Origin of the sequence: Variovorax sp. HW608 (assembly GCF_900090195.1) — a bacterium.
In the GTDB taxonomy this organism is placed as follows: Bacteria; Pseudomonadota; Gammaproteobacteria; order Burkholderiales; family Burkholderiaceae_C; genus Variovorax.
Window position 1 is genome coordinate 3,622,229 of record NZ_LT607803.1, and the last position, 16,225, is coordinate 3,638,453.

Sequence of the window (16,225 nt, forward strand, 5' to 3'; positions counted from 1 at the left end):
ATGCCGAAGCGCTCCTTGAGCTTGGCCACCTGTGAGGCCACCGTGGCCGGGTCAGCCGTGTTGCCCTTGAACACCTCCACCGCGATCGGGCAGCCTTCGCTCGTGCACACCAGCCCGAAGACGATCTGCGGATCGTCACGCTTGCCGTCGCGTGAATGGCCCCGGGCGGCCAGCTCGCAGCAGTGTCCCGTCAGCCAGGTCGAGGTGAGGTCGTACAGCACCAGCGTGCTGCCCACCAGGTGCTTGCGCGCCAAGGCCCGCTCCAGGGTGGGCTGCGCCTCGTGCAGCCAGTCCAGGGCGCGGTACAGGTCATCGGCCTGGCATTGACGCACGCCCAGCACGCGGCCCAGCGAGCTGGTGGCGGTGTCGTCGTGCAGCATGCGATGCGTGGCGAGCTTGGAAGCGGGTCCCAGCACGCGTGCGCACAGCATGGCCAGCAGCACCGATCGCAACTGCTCGGGCGCGCTGGCAAACCACTTCTCGGCCCCACAGGCGCGCGCCGCGCCGAGCACGGCGGCCACATGGCCGTGGGGCAAGCTGCGCTCGATGGTCATGACCGCGTCGAGCGACTCGACGGCCACGCCGCCCTTGAGCAGGAGGCGAAAGTGCTCGACCAGTTGCGCATCCCAGTGCGACAGGTTGGCCAGGGTGCGCTTGACGATCTTGCCGCCTTCGCGATAGCCCTCGCGCAGCAGCACGGCGGGCGGGGAGTTGCGGTTGGGGACGGTCTCGATGTACATGCGTTACATGGTATTCAATGAAGCCGTATTTACAAGGAAAACATACACCATTTACATGGGAACACAATCGGCCCAAAAAAAGGCGCGAACCCGCGCCAATGCTCGCTCTGCCGAGCTTCAGTCTTCAAAGCTCGGCCTAGTGCTGCGCGACAACTTTCAAATCGAGGAGCCCGAGGCCGAGCAGGCGTGTGTCGGCATTGATTCCGAGGTCCTTGGGTACGGCAGGGTGCGGAACTGTGATGACGATAGTGTCGGTACTCTCGTTTGTCGAAAAGGGCAGGTCGAATCGCTGGAATTGCGGACCCGGAACGAAGGAGCGAGTCACGTCGTCCACGGTGACAGTCGCAGGAGCACCCAGATTCGGACCAAAGCCCCTTGCCGTCAGCTGTAAGACAAAGTCCCGCGGTAACTGCTCCTTCAGTCTTACCGTCACTGTCGAGCCCATGGTCCAGGATCCCCAAGACTCGGCCTTGTAGAGTCCCGAGGAGGACCGGAACTGAGTCGCCACGGAACGGGTGAAATCAATGTCGAATGGTGAAGTGCCGTCGAAGGTGAGTTTCCCGCCCTCCCGGACAATGCCAAGAGTCTTCCTCGCTTTCTCGGCTTCTGGTGAGAGATGCACATGCTTGTCTCGTCGCGGAAGAGGGTAGAAGGCGAGCCCTACGCCCGGCTGCAGCATCGGTACCTCGCCTGTCGCCTTCCGGATTTCTGCATCCAGATCGATTCCGTGATCGGCATACCCCCTTCGATCGACATAGATTCCCTGAAAGCCCATGTAATTGAGCAGTTCGATCTGCGTGCTTATCGGCAGATGGGATAGCCCCTCAAAAACATCATCGCCGCGACGACCAGCGGTCGCACCGAAGCTCCATCGAAGGTTGTCAGCATGCAGGTAGCCTTTCGCCATATCGTAGCTACCTAACGACTGGACCGGTGGTGATTCTGGAAATGTCATATAGGGCAGTTGATAGATGGCACTGCCGGCGGCCAGATGCTTCTCAAGATTGGACATGAAGTCTTGATCGGCGCGAAATTCTTCCCGCCTTGCCTTGAGGCGGGCTAGGTCGACGGAGGCCGTCTGGTCCCACACGCCAAAGAGCGCTACCAACGTGGCTGCGACGAAAGTAGGGGCCGGTCTCCAGCGGCGGGCGAAGATCGAGTCGAACGCCAGCGCCATTGCAGTAAGTGACATGAAGGCGATGAATATGCTGACGCGGTTCCAGGCGCGGATCAACGGCGAAACGAACTGTGCAAAGAGCGATGAAAAGCCGCCAACGGTCGCGATCATCACGAGCGCGACAGCAATGAAAGCAAGTTGCCTCGAAGCGTGAGCTGAGCCCGCCTCGGTCCGACGTGGAGTCAATGCCACATAGACGAGGAGCAAGAACCCGAAGCTTCCGACGAAGCCGAATGAAGCGCTCAAATTCTCATTGACGAGCGGAAACGTGTCGGCATAGTTTTTGGCTACATCAGCGAGTAGAGGCAGCCTGTGGTCCTTCCGGGGAAGCAGAAATTGCACAATCTTCAGGCCATAGATCTCGGTTTCCATCGCGCTTCGCTGAGCGACGGCGGGGTTGCGCCCGTTCTCAATGATGTAGAACAGATTTGGGGCGATGTTGATCAGCACGCCGGCCATGACAAATGCGATCAGGACCGCTGCGTGCACCAAGGGCGATAGAACGCGGTCCCGCAAGTAGCCGTAGAGGCCGGAAAGCGCAACGATAATGGCGCCGAAGAATGCATAGTAGATACCCAGCGATGCACTCGCGGCGAGGACTGTGAAGTCAACTAGCCTGGATTTCCACGCACCACTTTTTGGCTAACGCTGCTCGATAGGGCAGACCAGTTCTTGCTCGCGCGCCCGAGTGGCCAGGAGCCCTCCAGCGTTAGCAATTTGTGCGCGCCCACCCATAGGCCAGACGGCCCCCATGCGGGGCCGTCTGCGCTTGTGCATGGCTCGCGCCAGCCACGGGCAGATCACCTGCCCAGCCGCATGCAGCTTGACTTTTTGAGCGATCTTCACTGGTTCGGGGGAGATTCTTGTTGACATGGCTGTATGTATGTACAACAATGCTTTTATGGGTATAGGCGTACCTAAAGACATAACAGATATCCGACGATTCTTCGCCGAGCCCTCCCATCCCCGCCAGCGACAGTACGAAGCCCTTCGCGCCTTCTTCGTCGAAGGTCACCCCTCCCACGAAGTCGCCCGCGCCTTCGGCTACACGCCAGGGTCCTTCCGTGTGCTGTGCCATCAGTTCCGCCGCGATCCCGATCCGCAGTTCTTCGCCTCTCCCAGCCATGGTCCGCGCACCCAGCCGCACAAGTCCAAGGCTCACGACTTGGCGGTCGCCCTGCGCAAGCAGAACCATTCGGTCTACGAGATCAGCCAGGCCCTCAAGGCGCACGGCACGCCCCTGAGTCCCACCGCCGTGCGCGAGGTGCTGCGCGAGGAGGGGTTCGCGCCGCTGCCGCGGCGCGGCGACGACGAGCGACTCGATCGGCTGGGGCCCATCGCCGAAGCCGTGGCCGATGTGCGCGAGTTCGCGCTACGCCCGGGCACGCAGTTCACCACGCGCTGCGGGGGCTTGCTCCTCTTCCTGCCCGATCTGGTGCGCCTGCAGTTCGAGGAGATCGCCGCGCGCGCCAAGCTGCCCGGCTCCAGGATGATCCCCTCGTCTCACGCACTGCGCTGCGCACTCGCGCTCAAGCTGTGGTCGATCGAGCGCAAGAGCCATGTCATGGCCTTCGTCACCGATCCGGGCCTGGCCCTGTTCTGCGGCCTGAACGTCGTGCCCAAGAAGAGCTACTTGTGCGAGTATTCCTCTCGCGTCGAACGTGAGCGCACCGTCTCGCTGCTGGGGGCCTGGCACCGCGCCGTCACCGAGGAGCATCTGTTCGATGCCCGCTCGTTCAACCTCGACTTCCACTCGGTGCCGTACTACGGCGACGATCCCCAGGTCCAGCGCCACTTCGTGTCCGCACGCAGTCGCGCGCAACCCAGCGTGCTGGCCTTCCTCGCGCAGGACGCCAGCGGTCGCGCCTTCTGCTACTCCAATGCCGATCTGCGCAAGGGCGAGGAGGCCGAAGAAATCTTCCGCTTCATCGAGTTCTGGAAGCGTCAGCACGGTGAGCTCCCGCGGCATCTGGTGTTCGATTCGCGCCTGACCACCTACGCCCACCTGGCGCGCCTGGACCAGATGGGCATCACCTTCATGACGCTGCGTCGCCGCTCTGCGGCGCTGCTGCAGGAGGTGGACGATCTTCCCGCCTCGGCCTGGCGCCGGGTCAGTCTCGATGTGCCCGCCCGCAAGTTCAAGAACCCTCGCGTGTTCGAGCAGTCGATCAGCCTGGCCGGCGCCACCTTGCGTCAGCTCTTCGTCGTCGATCTCGGCCACGAACAGCCCACGATCCTCCTGACCAACGACCGTGACACCTCTCACGCCAAGCTGCTCACCCGCTACGCCCAGCGCATGCTCATCGAGAACGCCCTGTCCGACGCCGTTCGCTTCTTTCACATGGATGCGTTGTCCTCGGCAGTCGGAATGAAAGTGGACTTCGACATGACCCTGCTGGTCATCGCCAGTGGCCTGTACCGGCTGCTGGCGCGTCGCATGCGCGGCTACGCCGATGCCCAGGCTCGCCACATCTTCCGTGACCTTATCGACACGCCCGCCGACGTCTCAGTCACCGACTCCGAGGTCCAGGTCCACTTCCACCGCCGCGCCCACTTGCCCATCATCCTCGCTTCCGGATTGCTCAATACTCCGGTTTCCATCCCCTGGTGGAACGGCCATTCCTTGCGCATGTCGGCGTAGCCTTGTGGAGCTCAGCAACAGGCCCCTCTGTTAGCCCAACTACCCCGCGTGGAAATCCAGGCTAGCCAAGTGCGGCGATTGCCAGCTAGCTTCCTTGACGCGACGAGGGTGCTACAGACTCGCAAGCCATACCAGACAAAGATCGGGATCGTGAAATACCACGTGAAGTAGAGATGCTCCAGTCGGAGGAAGTGAAACGGCGCTAGCGCGAACAGAAGCGAAAAGGCTGCCGACGTTGCTCTGGTGACGGATAACTTGCGAAAAACGAGATAGGCCGACATCGCGGCCAGCGGAAACCCCAGGACATAGTAGATGTTTAGCGCCATCGGTGCGCTTCCAGTCGCTCGTCCGAGTGCCCAGAGGGCAGCCAAACTCACTCCGTCCGATCCTGGAAAGTCATACAGTTCGGAGCCGACCGGAAATCCTTGGGCATCGTTCAAGAAATAGCCGTGCCCATCGATCAATCGCTTGATGAAGACCAAATGGAGAAGCGAGTCGCGTCCATACAAGAGAGGGACGTGCCAATCGAAGTGACTCCCGCCGATGAGTTGCCAGCCGAGCAGGGCGGACAGTACTGCGAGCGCGAGGGCAACAAACGCATCCCGACGATCGATCTCGACTTGCGTCAGACCGACGCGTAGCGATGCAGGACTAGTCATCTGCCGCCTTCCCGATATTGATCCTCTCCCGCTCCACCACGAGCGGCCTCTTCATGACCTGCGTCAAGATGGCCCCAACGTACTCACCCAAAAGCCCGATGAAGAACAACTGGACAGATGCAAAAAAGAACATCCCAATCAGAATCGGCGCCGTGCCTGCCGAAAACTCCTTCCAGAAGACCAGCTTGAGTACCAGATAGACCAGCGACACCATGAGGCTCAGTCCCGACAGCACGAATCCTGCCATCGTCGCGATCCGCAGCGGAACCCTCGAATGCGAGGTGATGCCGAGCATTGCGATGTCGTAGAGCGTATAGAAGTTGTTCTTCGTGATGCCGCGCTTGCGGCGCGGCTGGTTGTAGGAGATCTGTACCGGCTCGAACCCGACCTCCGAGATCAAACCGCGTAGATACGGATATGGATCGTCGATTTTTCGCAGCTGCTCGAGGACCGTCCGGTCGTAGAGACCGAAGCCAGTGAAATTCTGGATTAGCTTGACATCAGCGATGCGCGTCACCGTCCGGTAGTAGAGGCGACGAATAGCGAACATCATTCCCGACTCGTCTGCACTCGGCTTGACGCCGATGACCAGCTTAGCGCCAGCCGCCCACTCGGCAACGAACTGCTTCATCAACTCTGGCGGATCCTGCAGGTCGCACACCAGGAGGATGGCCGCGTCCCCGTCCGCTTGCAGAAGTCCATGGTAGGGAGATCGGATATGGCCGAAGTTGCGCGCGTTCAGAATGACCTGCACGTGCAGGTCTTGACCCGCCATGGCACGCAGCAAATCGGGCGTGCGGTCGGTCGAGCAGTTATCAATGAAGAGGTGGGAGTAGGTCACGCCGGAGATGTCGGCAAAGACAGCACGGGTCTGGCGATAGACCTCTTCCACGTTGTCTTCTTCGTTGTAGCAGGGCGTGACGACCGTGATGTGTTTCATGTGGCTCCAAAGACGAATCTGCGCTGCAGCAGGAAAGCCATGAGCGCCAGCGGCAGGATAACTATCGCGTTGGCCATGTAGACGTTCAGTCCCGCACGCAGCATTAGCGCGACCGCGCCGATGTTGACAAGGTACACAACTGCATAGGCGGCGACGAAGCGCAGGAGTTGTGACCAGCGGGCGCCGCCGAAGACAAGCCTTCCAGTGCTCTGGAAATTGAACGCGACACCCAGCACCGTCGCGAGGCCGATCGCGATCGGATACCGAAGCCCTGCCCAGATGAAGAGGGCGAAGATCGCGTAGCCGACGATGGTATTGAGCCCGCCAACCAAGAGGAAGCGGACCAGTTGCGAGTTCAGCACCTCAAGGTGCTTTCCAGCGTGCCGCGAAGGGCGATATGCGATCGCGCACCGAGCCAATGTCGATGCCGTGCTCGCGCGTCGCATGCGCGTAGCTGCCGCAGGTTTCGGAGAACCGCTCGCCAATGCCGATGCGCAGCACTGGCATCGGGTGGGTCTCCGCGATAGCCTCGAGTACCGCACCGCCGAGGCCGCCGGCCACCGAGTGCTCTTCGAGCGTGACGAAAGCTCGGGACGATGACGCAAGCAACGCGAGCTGACTGGCGTCAAGCGGCTTGATCCAAGGCGCGCTCCAGACCGGCGCGTCGATTTCGCTACCCAGTGTGCACGCCGTCTTGACCATCGAGCCGGTTGCAATGAGCGTCACCGGATGACGACCTTCGCGGACCTGAACCAGTCCACCGCGCGATAACGTCGGCTGGGTTGCATGCACCGCGCCGACATCGGCCTTGCCCATGCGCAAATAAACGGGTCCCGCCTGTTCGAGGGCCATACGCATACAGGCAGTCAGCTCGTGCGCATCGCACGGCGACATGATCTCGATGTTCGGAACAGAACGCAAGCACGCGATGTCCTCGAAACTCTGATGGCTCGTGCCCAGTGTGCTGTAGACCAAGCCAGCGCCGTCGCCAGTGAATATGACCGGTAGCTGCTCGTAGCAGACATCGATCTTGATTTGTTCCAGCACCCGAATCGGGACAAACGCGCTCAGTCCGTACACAATAGGCCGGAATCCGGCTTTCGCCAATCCCGCAGCCACGCCGACCATGTTCTGTTCCGCGATGCCCGCGTTGACGTACTGACTAGGACAGCGTTTGCGAAACTCGTCGAAAAGCGCATAGCCGTGATCGCCGGTGAGCAGTATGACGCGCTCGTCCTTCGTTGCAGCTTCCACCAGTGCATTGGAGAAAGCAGCCCTCATTCGCTTGCTCCTTCAAGTTCGGTCATTGCCTGCGCATAGAGCTCAGGATTGAGTCGCGAATAGTGCCAAGCGTTGACATTCTCCATGTACGAGACACCTTTGCCCTTCACCGTCGCCGCGATCAGTGCCTTTGGGTAGCCGTTCTTGCGCGACTCGAGCGCGTCGATGGCGTTGGATATTGCATCCATATCGTGTCCGTTCACCGACAGTACGTCGAAATCAAATGCGGCAAATTTCGCGCTCAGATCGCCGAGCTTCATCACCTCGTCGGTCGTGCCCATCGCTTGAAATCCATTGGCGTCCACGATGACCATCAAGTTGTCGAGCTGCGCATGGGCAGCAAACAGCATGGCTTCCCAGATCGGGCCTTCGTTGATTTCTCCATCGCCAATGATCACGTAGCATTTCTGACCAGACTTCTTGCGTTGCGCGGCCAAGGCCAGCCCGACGCCAACCGACAGCCCGTGCCCAAGAGTGCCGGAAGTGACCTCGCAACCAGGAACGTGTGCGTCGGAAAGGCCCTTGAGTCGCGACCCGTCATGGAAGTAGTTGTCAATGTCTGCTCGGGTCAGCCATCCAAGCTCGTACAGGCAAGCGTATTGCGCCATCACGCCGTGCCCTTTGCTCAGCACGAGATAGTCGCGCTGAGAGTGGTCTGGATTGCCCTCGTCATAGCGCATGTGCCGACGATAGAGGCAAGACAACAGCTCGACGATGGAGAACGCGCAGCCGAGATGTACGGCGTTTCCGGCGTAAGCCATCTCGATCACTGTCTTTCGTAGGCTGGAGGGGTTGAATCGAGGTTTCATGTGAGCTCTACGGGTACATGCAATTCGCTTTTCGCCATGCCAGGGTGCGTAGGATTGCATCTTGAAGATCCACCGAATTGTGCAAGCCCAGTTCGCGTTCCGCGCGGTGCACGTCCGGAAGGTAGCGGGCGCTGGCCAGGCCCGATGTCGCATGGCCCTCGATGCGCACGTCGGTCTCAAGGGCTGCCAGTCGCGTCACTTGGCATGCGAGCTGAGCGATAGTGACGCCGCTGGCGTGCCCGACGTTGTACGCGCGGCTCGGTCTGCCTAGTATTAGGCAGGTCAGAAGCCAGCGAGCCATGTCGCTCGCATATTGGTAGCTGCGAAGCGTTTCGCCGGTGCCGTGTACGACGATGCCCTGGCCAAGCGCAGCGCTTTCTATGAATTGGGCCGCCGCCGAACCGCTTGACGGCAACATGGCCGGACCAATGAAGGCGAAGCACCGCGCAATCACGACCTCGAACGGCCATTGTTCTCGTACAACAGTCTCTGCGAGACGCTTCGCCCGAGTGTATTCGTTCACCTGCGATTCGTTCCAGTGCGACTCTTCCATCAGCGGCAATTCATTCCGGGGGGGGCCATAGACCGCGCCCGAACTGATGTGAAGGAGACGGCCCGCACCGCTTGACGCTGCGACTTCGCAGACCCGCCGTGTACCGGCTTCGGCAAGTTGCGCCAGGTCGTCTCCTGACGCATTGGGCGCGCTCACCGGCAGCGCCGCATGAATGATCGAGGAGAAGGTTCGATTTGCAACCTCAAAATCGCAGACGTCGCCGCGGATCACGTCGACTGGTGCCGCGTGTGCGAGGTGCGCGCTCGAGCGTCCGAACCGGTTGGGGTCGCGCGTGAGTACGCTCAACGTTAGCCCGAGTTCGAATTCCCGGTCGGCATGCAGAAGAGCTTCGAGTAGCCACTTGCCAACGAAGCCCGTTCCACCGGTGATGAGCATCGATTGGTGGCGCAGGGCTTCCCATACCTGCGGCGAGGTTCCTCTCAACAATTCGTCGAGATCGGACCGCGGCACCGGTCCAACGGATTCAGTCGAATCGAAGGCCAAGGTAGGTCTCAATGCTCTCGATGGTGTGATCGAGCATCGGCTCCGTCAGACCAGGATAGACACCGACCCAGAAGGTATCGTTCATGATGCGATCGGTGTTCTTGAGTTCGCCGACCACACGGTAGTTGCGTCCGATCATGTACGGTTGGCGCAGGAGATTGCCGGCGAAGAGTAGCCGCGTCCCAACCTTCTGTTGGTCAAGGTAGGTCAGCAAGTCGACCCGTCGCGTATTGGCTGCCTCGCGCAGGGTGATAGGGAAGCCGAACCAGGACGGCTCCGAGCCAGGAGTGGCTTCGGGTAGCTCAAGGAACTCCTCGGCGCCCCGCAGACGCTCCTTCAGGTAATCGAAGTTCTTCTTGCGTGCTGCTATGAACCCCTCCAGTCGATCAAGCTGGGCTAGGGCGCATGCGGCCTGCATGTCGGTGATCTTCAAGTTGTAGCCAAGGTGGGAATAGGTGTACTTGTGATCGTAGCCCTCGGGGAGGTCGCCCAACTTCCAGCAGAAGCGTTTACCGCAGGTGTTGTCTTTGCCTGGAGCGCAGTAACAGTCGCGGCCCCAGTCGCGGACGGACTCGGCAATTAGCCGCAGTTCGTCGTTGTTGGTGAATACGGCCCCGCCCTCTCCCATGGTGATGTGATGGGCCGGATAGAAGCTCAAGGTGCCAATATCGCCGAAGGTGCCAACCAACTGGCCCTCGTAACGCGAACCCAGCGCGTCGCAGCAGTCTTCGACCAGCCACAGGCCGTGTTTCTCGCAGACAGCCTTGACGACCTTCAGGTTGTATGGATTGCCCAAGGTGTGTGCCAGCATGATGGCCTTGGTGCGCGGCCCGATGGCTGCCTCCAGCAGATCGGGGTCAATGTTGTAGGTTGGGATTTGGACGTCGACAAACACTGGCACCGCGCCGCACTGCAGGATCGGATTGACCGTGGTTGGAAAGCCTGCTGCGACTCCAATCACCTCGTCGCCGGGGCGGATTGCGCGGTCGCCGAGTTTAGGCGAAGTCAAGGTGGAGAAGGCCACCAGATTAGCCGAGGAGCCGGAGTTCACCGTGATTAGGTGCTTGACGCCAAGAAAGGCGGCGAGACGGCTTTCGAAGAGGGCGTTGAAGCGGCCGGTGGTGAGCCAGGCGTCTAGCGAGGCATCGACCATCAGCTGCATCTCGGGAGCGCCAATCACCTTTCCCGATGGCGGCACCAGCGTTTCACCGGGCACAAAGGGCTGAGGCTTACTATCCAGTTCGCCGTACTCGGCTACCAGTGCCAGGATCTTCTTGCGTAGTTCGTTCTTCTGGAATGAGATTTCAGTCATTGGCGCTGCTTTCATAGGTCGCTATCTGCTGCAGAGTGAAGTCGGTCATGGCATGGCCAACTGCCCAGGCGCGCTGCCATTCGACAATGGCAGACAAGCCCCGCTCAAGGTCCCAACGCGGAACCCAGCCCAGTGTCTGGCGGGCTTTGGAGCAATCGAGCTTCAGCCAGCGAGCCTCATGAGGTTGATCGGGGCCTGCGTCGGTGCGCCAAGTTGCGGTGCCACCCCATAGGTCGGCCAGCCGGTCCGCAATCCAGCTCACAGGCTTCGCGTCCGAGTCGTTTGGACCGAAATTCCAGGCCTGAGCCCAGGCCGGCCCATGCTGGTAAAGGTTCTCCGCAAGCATCATGTAGCCTCGGAGGGGTTCGAGCACGTGTTGCCACGGGCGGATCGCCGACGGGTTACGGATATCGGCAGCGCGATTTTGGCCGAAGGCACGCAGAAGATCGGGAAGCAATCGATCTTCGGACCAATCGCCGCCGCCAATGACGTTGCCCGCCCGCGCGGTAGCCAGTGCGACGCCATGCTCGTTATGGCGGTCCGGGTTGAAGAAGGACGAACGATAGGAGGCGCAGACTAGCTCTGCGCAACCCTTGCTGTTGCTATAGGGGTCGTAGCCCCCCATGGGTTCGTTCTCGCGGTAACCCCATTGCCATTCGCGGTTCTCGTAGCACTTGTCGCTCGTCACCACCAGCACGGCTCGGACCGAATCGCAGGAACGCACGGCCTCCAGCAGATGGACGGTTCCCATGACATTGGTCGAATATGTTTCGACGGGATCGGCATACGATCGACGCACGAGCGGTTGAGCGGCCAGATGGAAGACAACGTCGGGGTGAGAGCCGTGCATGGCCTTGCGCAGCCTTTCCAGATCGCGGATGTCCGCGATAATGGATTCGGCAGCGCCGGCTTCGCCCGTCAGTGCATGGAGACTAGGCCTCGTGTCAGCGGCGAGCGCGTAGCCCGTCACGTGTGCGCCCTGCTTCGCCAGCCACAGCGCCAGCCAGCAGCCTTTGAAACCTGTGTGGCCAGTCAGAAAGACGCGCTTGCCGGACCAGAACGAGCCGCTCATGTCCAAGCCTTCCATGGGGCCTTGCCGCTCTGCCACAGGTCTTCAAGGTAGGTCTTGTCGCGGAGAGTGTCCATGGGTTGCCAGAAGCCGTCGTGCTTGTAGGCTCCGAGTTGGTTTTCCGCGGCCAGTCGCTCCAGCGGTTCACGTTCCCAAATGGTACGGTCGTCAGTGACGTAGTCGATCACTGAGGGCGACAGCACGAAGAAACCACCGTTGATATGCCCGCCATCGCCCTTGGGCTTTTCTTGGAAGGCCACGACCTTCTCGTCGCGCAATTCCAGCGCGCCGAATCGTCCGGGCGGCAAGGTCGCGGTCAATGTTGCCTTGAGTTTGTTGGCACGATGGAACTCGATCAGCCGTGTGATGTCGATGTCGCTCACTCCATCGCCGTAGGTGAAGCAAAAATCCTGCTCGCCCTGAAGGTGTTCGGCGACTCGCCTAAGACGGCCGCCGGTCATCGTGTCCTCGCCCGTATCGACCAGCGTGACCTTCCAAGGCTCTGCATAGCGTTGGTGCACCTGCATCCTGTTCTCCTGCATGTCGAAGGTGACATCGGACATGTGCAGAAAATAGTTTGCGAAGTATTCCTTGATCACGTAGCCCTTGTAGCCGCAGCAGATGATGAAATCGTGGATTCCATGAGCGGAATAGATCTTCATGATGTGCCACAGCACCGGCTTGCCTCCGATCTCGATCATCGGCTTGGGCTTGAGGTGGGTTTCCTCTGAGATCCTGGTTCCGAGTCCCCCGGCAAGAATGACGGCTTTCAAGTAACTGCTCCTCTGAATCTTTGACGTCCCTGCGGTCTTGCGAAGACAAAGAGACGGTTTGGTCGAAACGATCGTCCTCAGGCGATCGATCTCGCGTAGACGAGCATCTGTTCAAGAGTGTCGTCGAGCGGCGGAGATCGCAACGTGGCGCCGTGCTGTGCCAGTAGTCGCTCGAGCTTGTCGGCACTCCCACACAGCCGGTGTACCTCGTTAGGCCGCACGAACCTCGCGTCTACCTCGATACGGATCTGGTGCCCCGTCAAACGCGCGAACATGTCAATCACATGCTGCAATGTGAACGGCCTGTTGGAGCAGACGTTGTAGACCTCACCGGTCTCGCCCCAACGCAACAGGTGCAGATAGGCATCGCAGACCATGCGGACGTCGTTGAATTCACGCTCGACATCGATGTTGCCGAGAGCAATGGATGGCGCCCGCGCCGCAAAATGCTGCGCAAGCTTGGGGATAACGAAGTTCGGGTCCTGGCCCGGCCCGGTGTAGTTGAATGGCCGGGTGATCACCACATTCAACCGGTCGGCATATGTACGTGCCATGTATTCCATGGCTAGTTTGCTCATCGCGTAGTGATTGACCGGCGCGGGTACTTGCGTCTCAACCAGTGGCGAGCACGCACTGTTGCCATAAATATTCGCGCTGCTGGCGAGGAGGACCCGCTCAGGGCGATGGGGCAACCGTAGCAATGCGTCGAGCAAATTGGTCGTGCCCACGACGTTGACGGCATAGAAGGCCTCCTCGTGTGCATGGCCGACGAAGCTGATGCCGGCGAGGTGCACGACCGCCTCAGGGTTCACTTCGAGAACTTCGCTATGTAAAGCCTCGCGATCGGTGAGGTCCGATCTGAGCGCGACGATCTCGTGCCCCGCCCTTGCAGCTTGTTCGGCGAAGGGCCGCCCAGTGAACCCGTCGGCACCTGTCAGTAGAAGTTTCAAAACGAGAAGCCCTGAGCGTTACGTCGCAGGTCGGCCTCGACCATCATCTGGCACAACTGCTCAAGTGAGGTCTTCGGCTCCCAGCCCAATTTGGCCTTAGCACGCGCCGGATCCCCGATGAGTAGATCCACTTCTGCTGGCCGATAGAACTTTGGGTTAATACGCATCACGGTCTTGCCGGTGGCAGCATCGACCGCCGATTCTTGCTCGCCGGAGCCTTGGAACTCAACGGCAATGCCGGCACCTTTGAATGCCATGCGCACGAAATCGCGTACCGTCTCGGTCCGATTGGTGGCGAGCACAAAGGTGTCTGGCTCCGCGGCCTGCAGCATCCGCCACATCCCCTCCACGTACTCCTTGGCAAAGCCCCAGTCGCGCTTCGCGTCGAGATTGCCCAGTTCCAGTACGTCAAGTTGGTTCAACTTGATCTTGGCTACAGAGTCCGTAATCTTACGCGTGACGAACTCCCTGCCCCGCAGAGGGCTCTCATGATTGAAGAGGATGCCGCTGCTCCCGAAGATGCCATAGCTTTCGCGGTAGTTCACCGTGATCCAGTGAGCATAGAGCTTCGCTACACCATAGGGGCTGCGCGGATAGAAGGGCGTGTCTTCTACTTGCGGCACCGCCTGTACCTTGCCAAACATTTCCGAAGTCGACGCTTGGTAGTAGCGAATCTTCGTATCGGTCAACCGGATAGCTTCCAGGAGGTGGAGCGCGCCAATGGCGGTAATTTGCGCCGTCGCCGCAGGTTGATTGAAGCTCACACCGACAAAGCTTTGGGCGGCAAGGTTGTACACCTCGTCCGGCTGAGTGTCCCGAATCAAGGCGAGAGAACTGCCCAAGTCCGTGAGGTCATATTCGACCAACTTGAGGTTGGGGTTGTCCTGGATTCCCAGTTCCTCGATGCGCCAGAAATTAACGGAACTGGTGCGGCGATAGGTGCCGTACACCGTGTACCCCTTACTCAGGAGGAGTTCGGCAAGATAGGCCCCGTCCTGACCGGTGATGCCTGTCACCACTGCACATTTCTTCATTTAGGATCCTCGTTCATTCATGGATTGTGGCAGAGGACGATCTGCCGCAAGCGTTCACTGTCAGCCGCGGGAGATCCGCTGCAATTCGGCCGCGTAGCGCCCGATCAATTCGTCGGAGCAGAAGTAGTCGAGCACCATCTTCTGCGCCACCGCCGCCCTGCGGTCCGCCTCGGCCGGATTCCGATAGACCTCAAGCAGTTGCGCCGCGATGGAAGCCACATCGGGGTCGGCCCAGACGAATCCGCGAGGGTACGGGATGTAGTCGTCCTCAAGCTCGATCAAGCGGTAGTCCACGGGGTATGCGGATTCCGCATTGACGAAAGCATCGACCCCGCCGAAGGCCGTGGAGATCACCGGGACCCCGGCACCCATCGCCTCGATCACCGTGAGGCCCAGCCCCTCCGACCGATGCGGGGAGACGTAGGCCGAGGCGCCGCTGATCAGCGAATGCAGCTCGGCGTCGGTGAGGAGATGGTCGATGATCTTGATCCGACTGTCCTTCTCGGCGGTCTGATAGAGGTAGTCGACCTCGGGGACCTTGCGGTTCGGATAGGTGATCTTGAAGGTCAGTCGCACCTTGGCCGAGGACCCCTTCGGAAAGGCCTGCAGGAAGGCATCGAGGAGCGCGCTCGGGTTCTTTCTCTCCAGGATGCTGTTGGCGTCGAAGCAATAGACGAAGGTCGTCTCGCCTGATTCGGACGCATGGTGCCGCTCCAATCCCGTCAGGTACGCCAGATAGGGCGGCAGCAAGTGCACGGGCTTCGCGGTCGACTGCCGGAGCATGCGGTAGATGAAGGGTGTCGGCGCCCAGAACTCGTGGAAGTACTTCATCGACACCTGCCACTCCGGGCGCAGGGTCGGCAGTTCCCAGTACCAGACCGCGATGTTGTACTTGTCGCGAAACAGTTCGTCGCCGCCGTGGGCCACCATGACCGGGAGCGTGTCGCCGTTCATGTGGACGAGGTTCACGTCCCCGTCGTCGAGGTAGGCCGGAAATTCAGGCGTACCCTCGATGCTCGACTGGATCGCAAATTCGCGCTGTTGGGCACGGCAGCCCAGGCGGGTGAGGCCGGCTCTTCGCAGACCATCCAGGTAGCCTCGCGCGCTGACCCCGAGCCCCGAGACCCGGTCGAGCGGTCCGATGACATTCAGGCCCCTGGCCGGATCGACGCGCTTCTGCGGCGGCGGCAGGTCCTCGCGCTCGAAGCGGACTTTCTGGGCGTCGGACAGCCGTGCCCGATGATTCACCATGAGGCCGATCTTGCGGCCGAGATTCACATAGTGCGTGAGTGGCCTGTCCAGCCACGGCTGCAATTCCGAGTTGGACTGCAGATACCGGCGCGGGGAGAACGAGCTGGAGGCCTTCAGCCCCAAGGCTTCGCCGATCACCGCGTAGTGATACAGGGCAGTGACGCTTCCCGGCTCGCCGCGATCGAACTGGCTGCGGTAGAAGTCCGGGTCGAAGACCGGATTGGGCTTCCTGCCTTCCGCGTCGCCGAGATTGATGTAGTGGGCGATCGGTTCAAAGCCTGCGGCCACGATGTCAGGGTAGCTCGACAGGTAGTACTCCTGATCGAAGAGGCCGAGTTCGAGCAGAACCAGCGCCTGCTTCGCAGGTGTGTGGCGATCGGCGCCGGGCTGCATCACCGCGTTCCAGTCGAGATCGAGCCGCTGCGCAACTTCCCTTGCGTTGGCGGCGAGACGTTGGCGCAGGTCTCGATAGGTCGATTCGGACAAGGGGTCCGCGTCCATCTGGGTGGGTTGGGGGGCGATGGCGCTCAAG

General features: G+C 60.6%; 15 protein-coding genes. 2 read left to right on the forward strand and 13 right to left on the reverse strand.

The window, feature by feature from the left end:
* Together VAR608DRAFT_RS17015 and VAR608DRAFT_RS17020 are read right to left on the reverse strand one after the other, a co-directional pair.
* Positions 1 to 740 (reverse strand): IS1634 family transposase (locus tag VAR608DRAFT_RS17015; protein WP_443082940.1); only part of this gene is annotated, 740 nt, incomplete at its 3' end.
* Positions 741 to 876: 136 nt separating this feature from the next.
* Complete coding sequence (locus VAR608DRAFT_RS17020; RefSeq protein ID WP_088955123.1) at positions 877 to 2,376, reverse strand: DUF7024 domain-containing protein; 1,500 nt, start codon at positions 2,374 to 2,376, stop codon at positions 877 to 879.
* 424 nt (positions 2,377 to 2,800) lie between these two features.
* On the opposite strand from VAR608DRAFT_RS17020, the gene VAR608DRAFT_RS17025 reads away from it, so the two are divergent.
* On the forward strand, positions 2,801 to 4,558 hold the full coding sequence (locus VAR608DRAFT_RS17025) for a hypothetical protein (protein ID WP_157730628.1): 1,758 nt from the start codon (positions 2,801 to 2,803) through the stop codon (positions 4,556 to 4,558).
* A gap of 449 nt (positions 4,559 to 5,007) precedes the next feature.
* Positions 5,008 to 5,199, forward strand: coding sequence for a hypothetical protein (locus VAR608DRAFT_RS17035; RefSeq protein ID WP_157731031.1), 192 nt, complete (start codon positions 5,008 to 5,010; stop codon positions 5,197 to 5,199).
* Between the two features lie 10 nt (positions 5,200 to 5,209).
* Here VAR608DRAFT_RS17035 and VAR608DRAFT_RS17040 read toward each other — a convergent pair whose 3' ends face one another.
* The 11 genes from VAR608DRAFT_RS17040 to VAR608DRAFT_RS17090 form a co-directional block, all read right to left on the reverse strand.
* Positions 5,210 to 6,157: a glycosyltransferase family 2 protein gene (locus VAR608DRAFT_RS17040; protein WP_088955126.1), complete on the reverse strand. Its 948-nt coding sequence runs from the start codon at positions 6,155 to 6,157 to the stop codon at positions 5,210 to 5,212.
* Positions 6,154 to 6,519 (reverse strand): GtrA family protein, encoded by a 366-nt coding sequence (locus VAR608DRAFT_RS17045; protein ID WP_231973538.1) that lies wholly within the window; start codon positions 6,517 to 6,519, stop codon positions 6,154 to 6,156. The genes VAR608DRAFT_RS17040 and VAR608DRAFT_RS17045 overlap by 4 nt, the downstream gene beginning before the upstream one ends.
* A gap of 1 nt (position 6,520) precedes the next feature.
* A complete protein-coding gene (locus tag VAR608DRAFT_RS17050; protein ID WP_088955128.1) occupies positions 6,521 to 7,438 on the reverse strand; it encodes a transketolase family protein in 918 nt (305 codons plus the stop codon).
* Positions 7,435 to 8,247, reverse strand: a complete 813-nt coding sequence (locus tag VAR608DRAFT_RS17055; protein ID WP_088955129.1) for a transketolase — start codon at positions 8,245 to 8,247, stop codon at positions 7,435 to 7,437. Before VAR608DRAFT_RS17055 ends, VAR608DRAFT_RS17050 begins: the two co-directional genes overlap by 4 nt.
* A 7-nt stretch (positions 8,248 to 8,254) precedes the next feature.
* Positions 8,255 to 9,304, reverse strand: a complete 1,050-nt coding sequence (locus VAR608DRAFT_RS17060; protein ID WP_157731033.1) for an NAD-dependent epimerase/dehydratase family protein — start codon at positions 9,302 to 9,304, stop codon at positions 8,255 to 8,257.
* On the reverse strand, positions 9,285 to 10,616 hold the full coding sequence (rfbH, locus tag VAR608DRAFT_RS17065; protein ID WP_088955131.1) for a lipopolysaccharide biosynthesis protein RfbH: 1,332 nt from the start codon (positions 10,614 to 10,616) through the stop codon (positions 9,285 to 9,287). Before rfbH ends, VAR608DRAFT_RS17060 begins: the two co-directional genes overlap by 20 nt.
* A complete protein-coding gene (gene rfbG, locus VAR608DRAFT_RS17070) occupies positions 10,609 to 11,688 on the reverse strand; it encodes a CDP-glucose 4,6-dehydratase (protein ID WP_088955132.1) in 1,080 nt (359 codons plus the stop codon). Before rfbG ends, rfbH begins: the two co-directional genes overlap by 8 nt.
* Positions 11,685 to 12,458, reverse strand: coding sequence for a glucose-1-phosphate cytidylyltransferase (gene rfbF / locus VAR608DRAFT_RS17075; protein ID WP_088955133.1), 774 nt, complete (start codon positions 12,456 to 12,458; stop codon positions 11,685 to 11,687). The genes rfbG and rfbF overlap by 4 nt, the downstream gene beginning before the upstream one ends.
* 77 nt (positions 12,459 to 12,535) lie before the next feature.
* Positions 12,536 to 13,408, reverse strand: a complete 873-nt coding sequence (locus VAR608DRAFT_RS17080) for a GDP-mannose 4,6-dehydratase (protein WP_088955134.1) — start codon at positions 13,406 to 13,408, stop codon at positions 12,536 to 12,538.
* Complete coding sequence (gmd, locus tag VAR608DRAFT_RS17085; protein WP_088955135.1) at positions 13,405 to 14,442, reverse strand: GDP-mannose 4,6-dehydratase; 1,038 nt, start codon at positions 14,440 to 14,442, stop codon at positions 13,405 to 13,407. Before gmd ends, VAR608DRAFT_RS17080 begins: the two co-directional genes overlap by 4 nt.
* A 60-nt stretch (positions 14,443 to 14,502) precedes the next feature.
* Complete coding sequence (locus tag VAR608DRAFT_RS17090) at positions 14,503 to 16,224, reverse strand: glycosyltransferase family 4 protein (RefSeq protein ID WP_157731035.1); 1,722 nt, start codon at positions 16,222 to 16,224, stop codon at positions 14,503 to 14,505.
* Position 16,225: the final 1 nt, after the last annotated feature.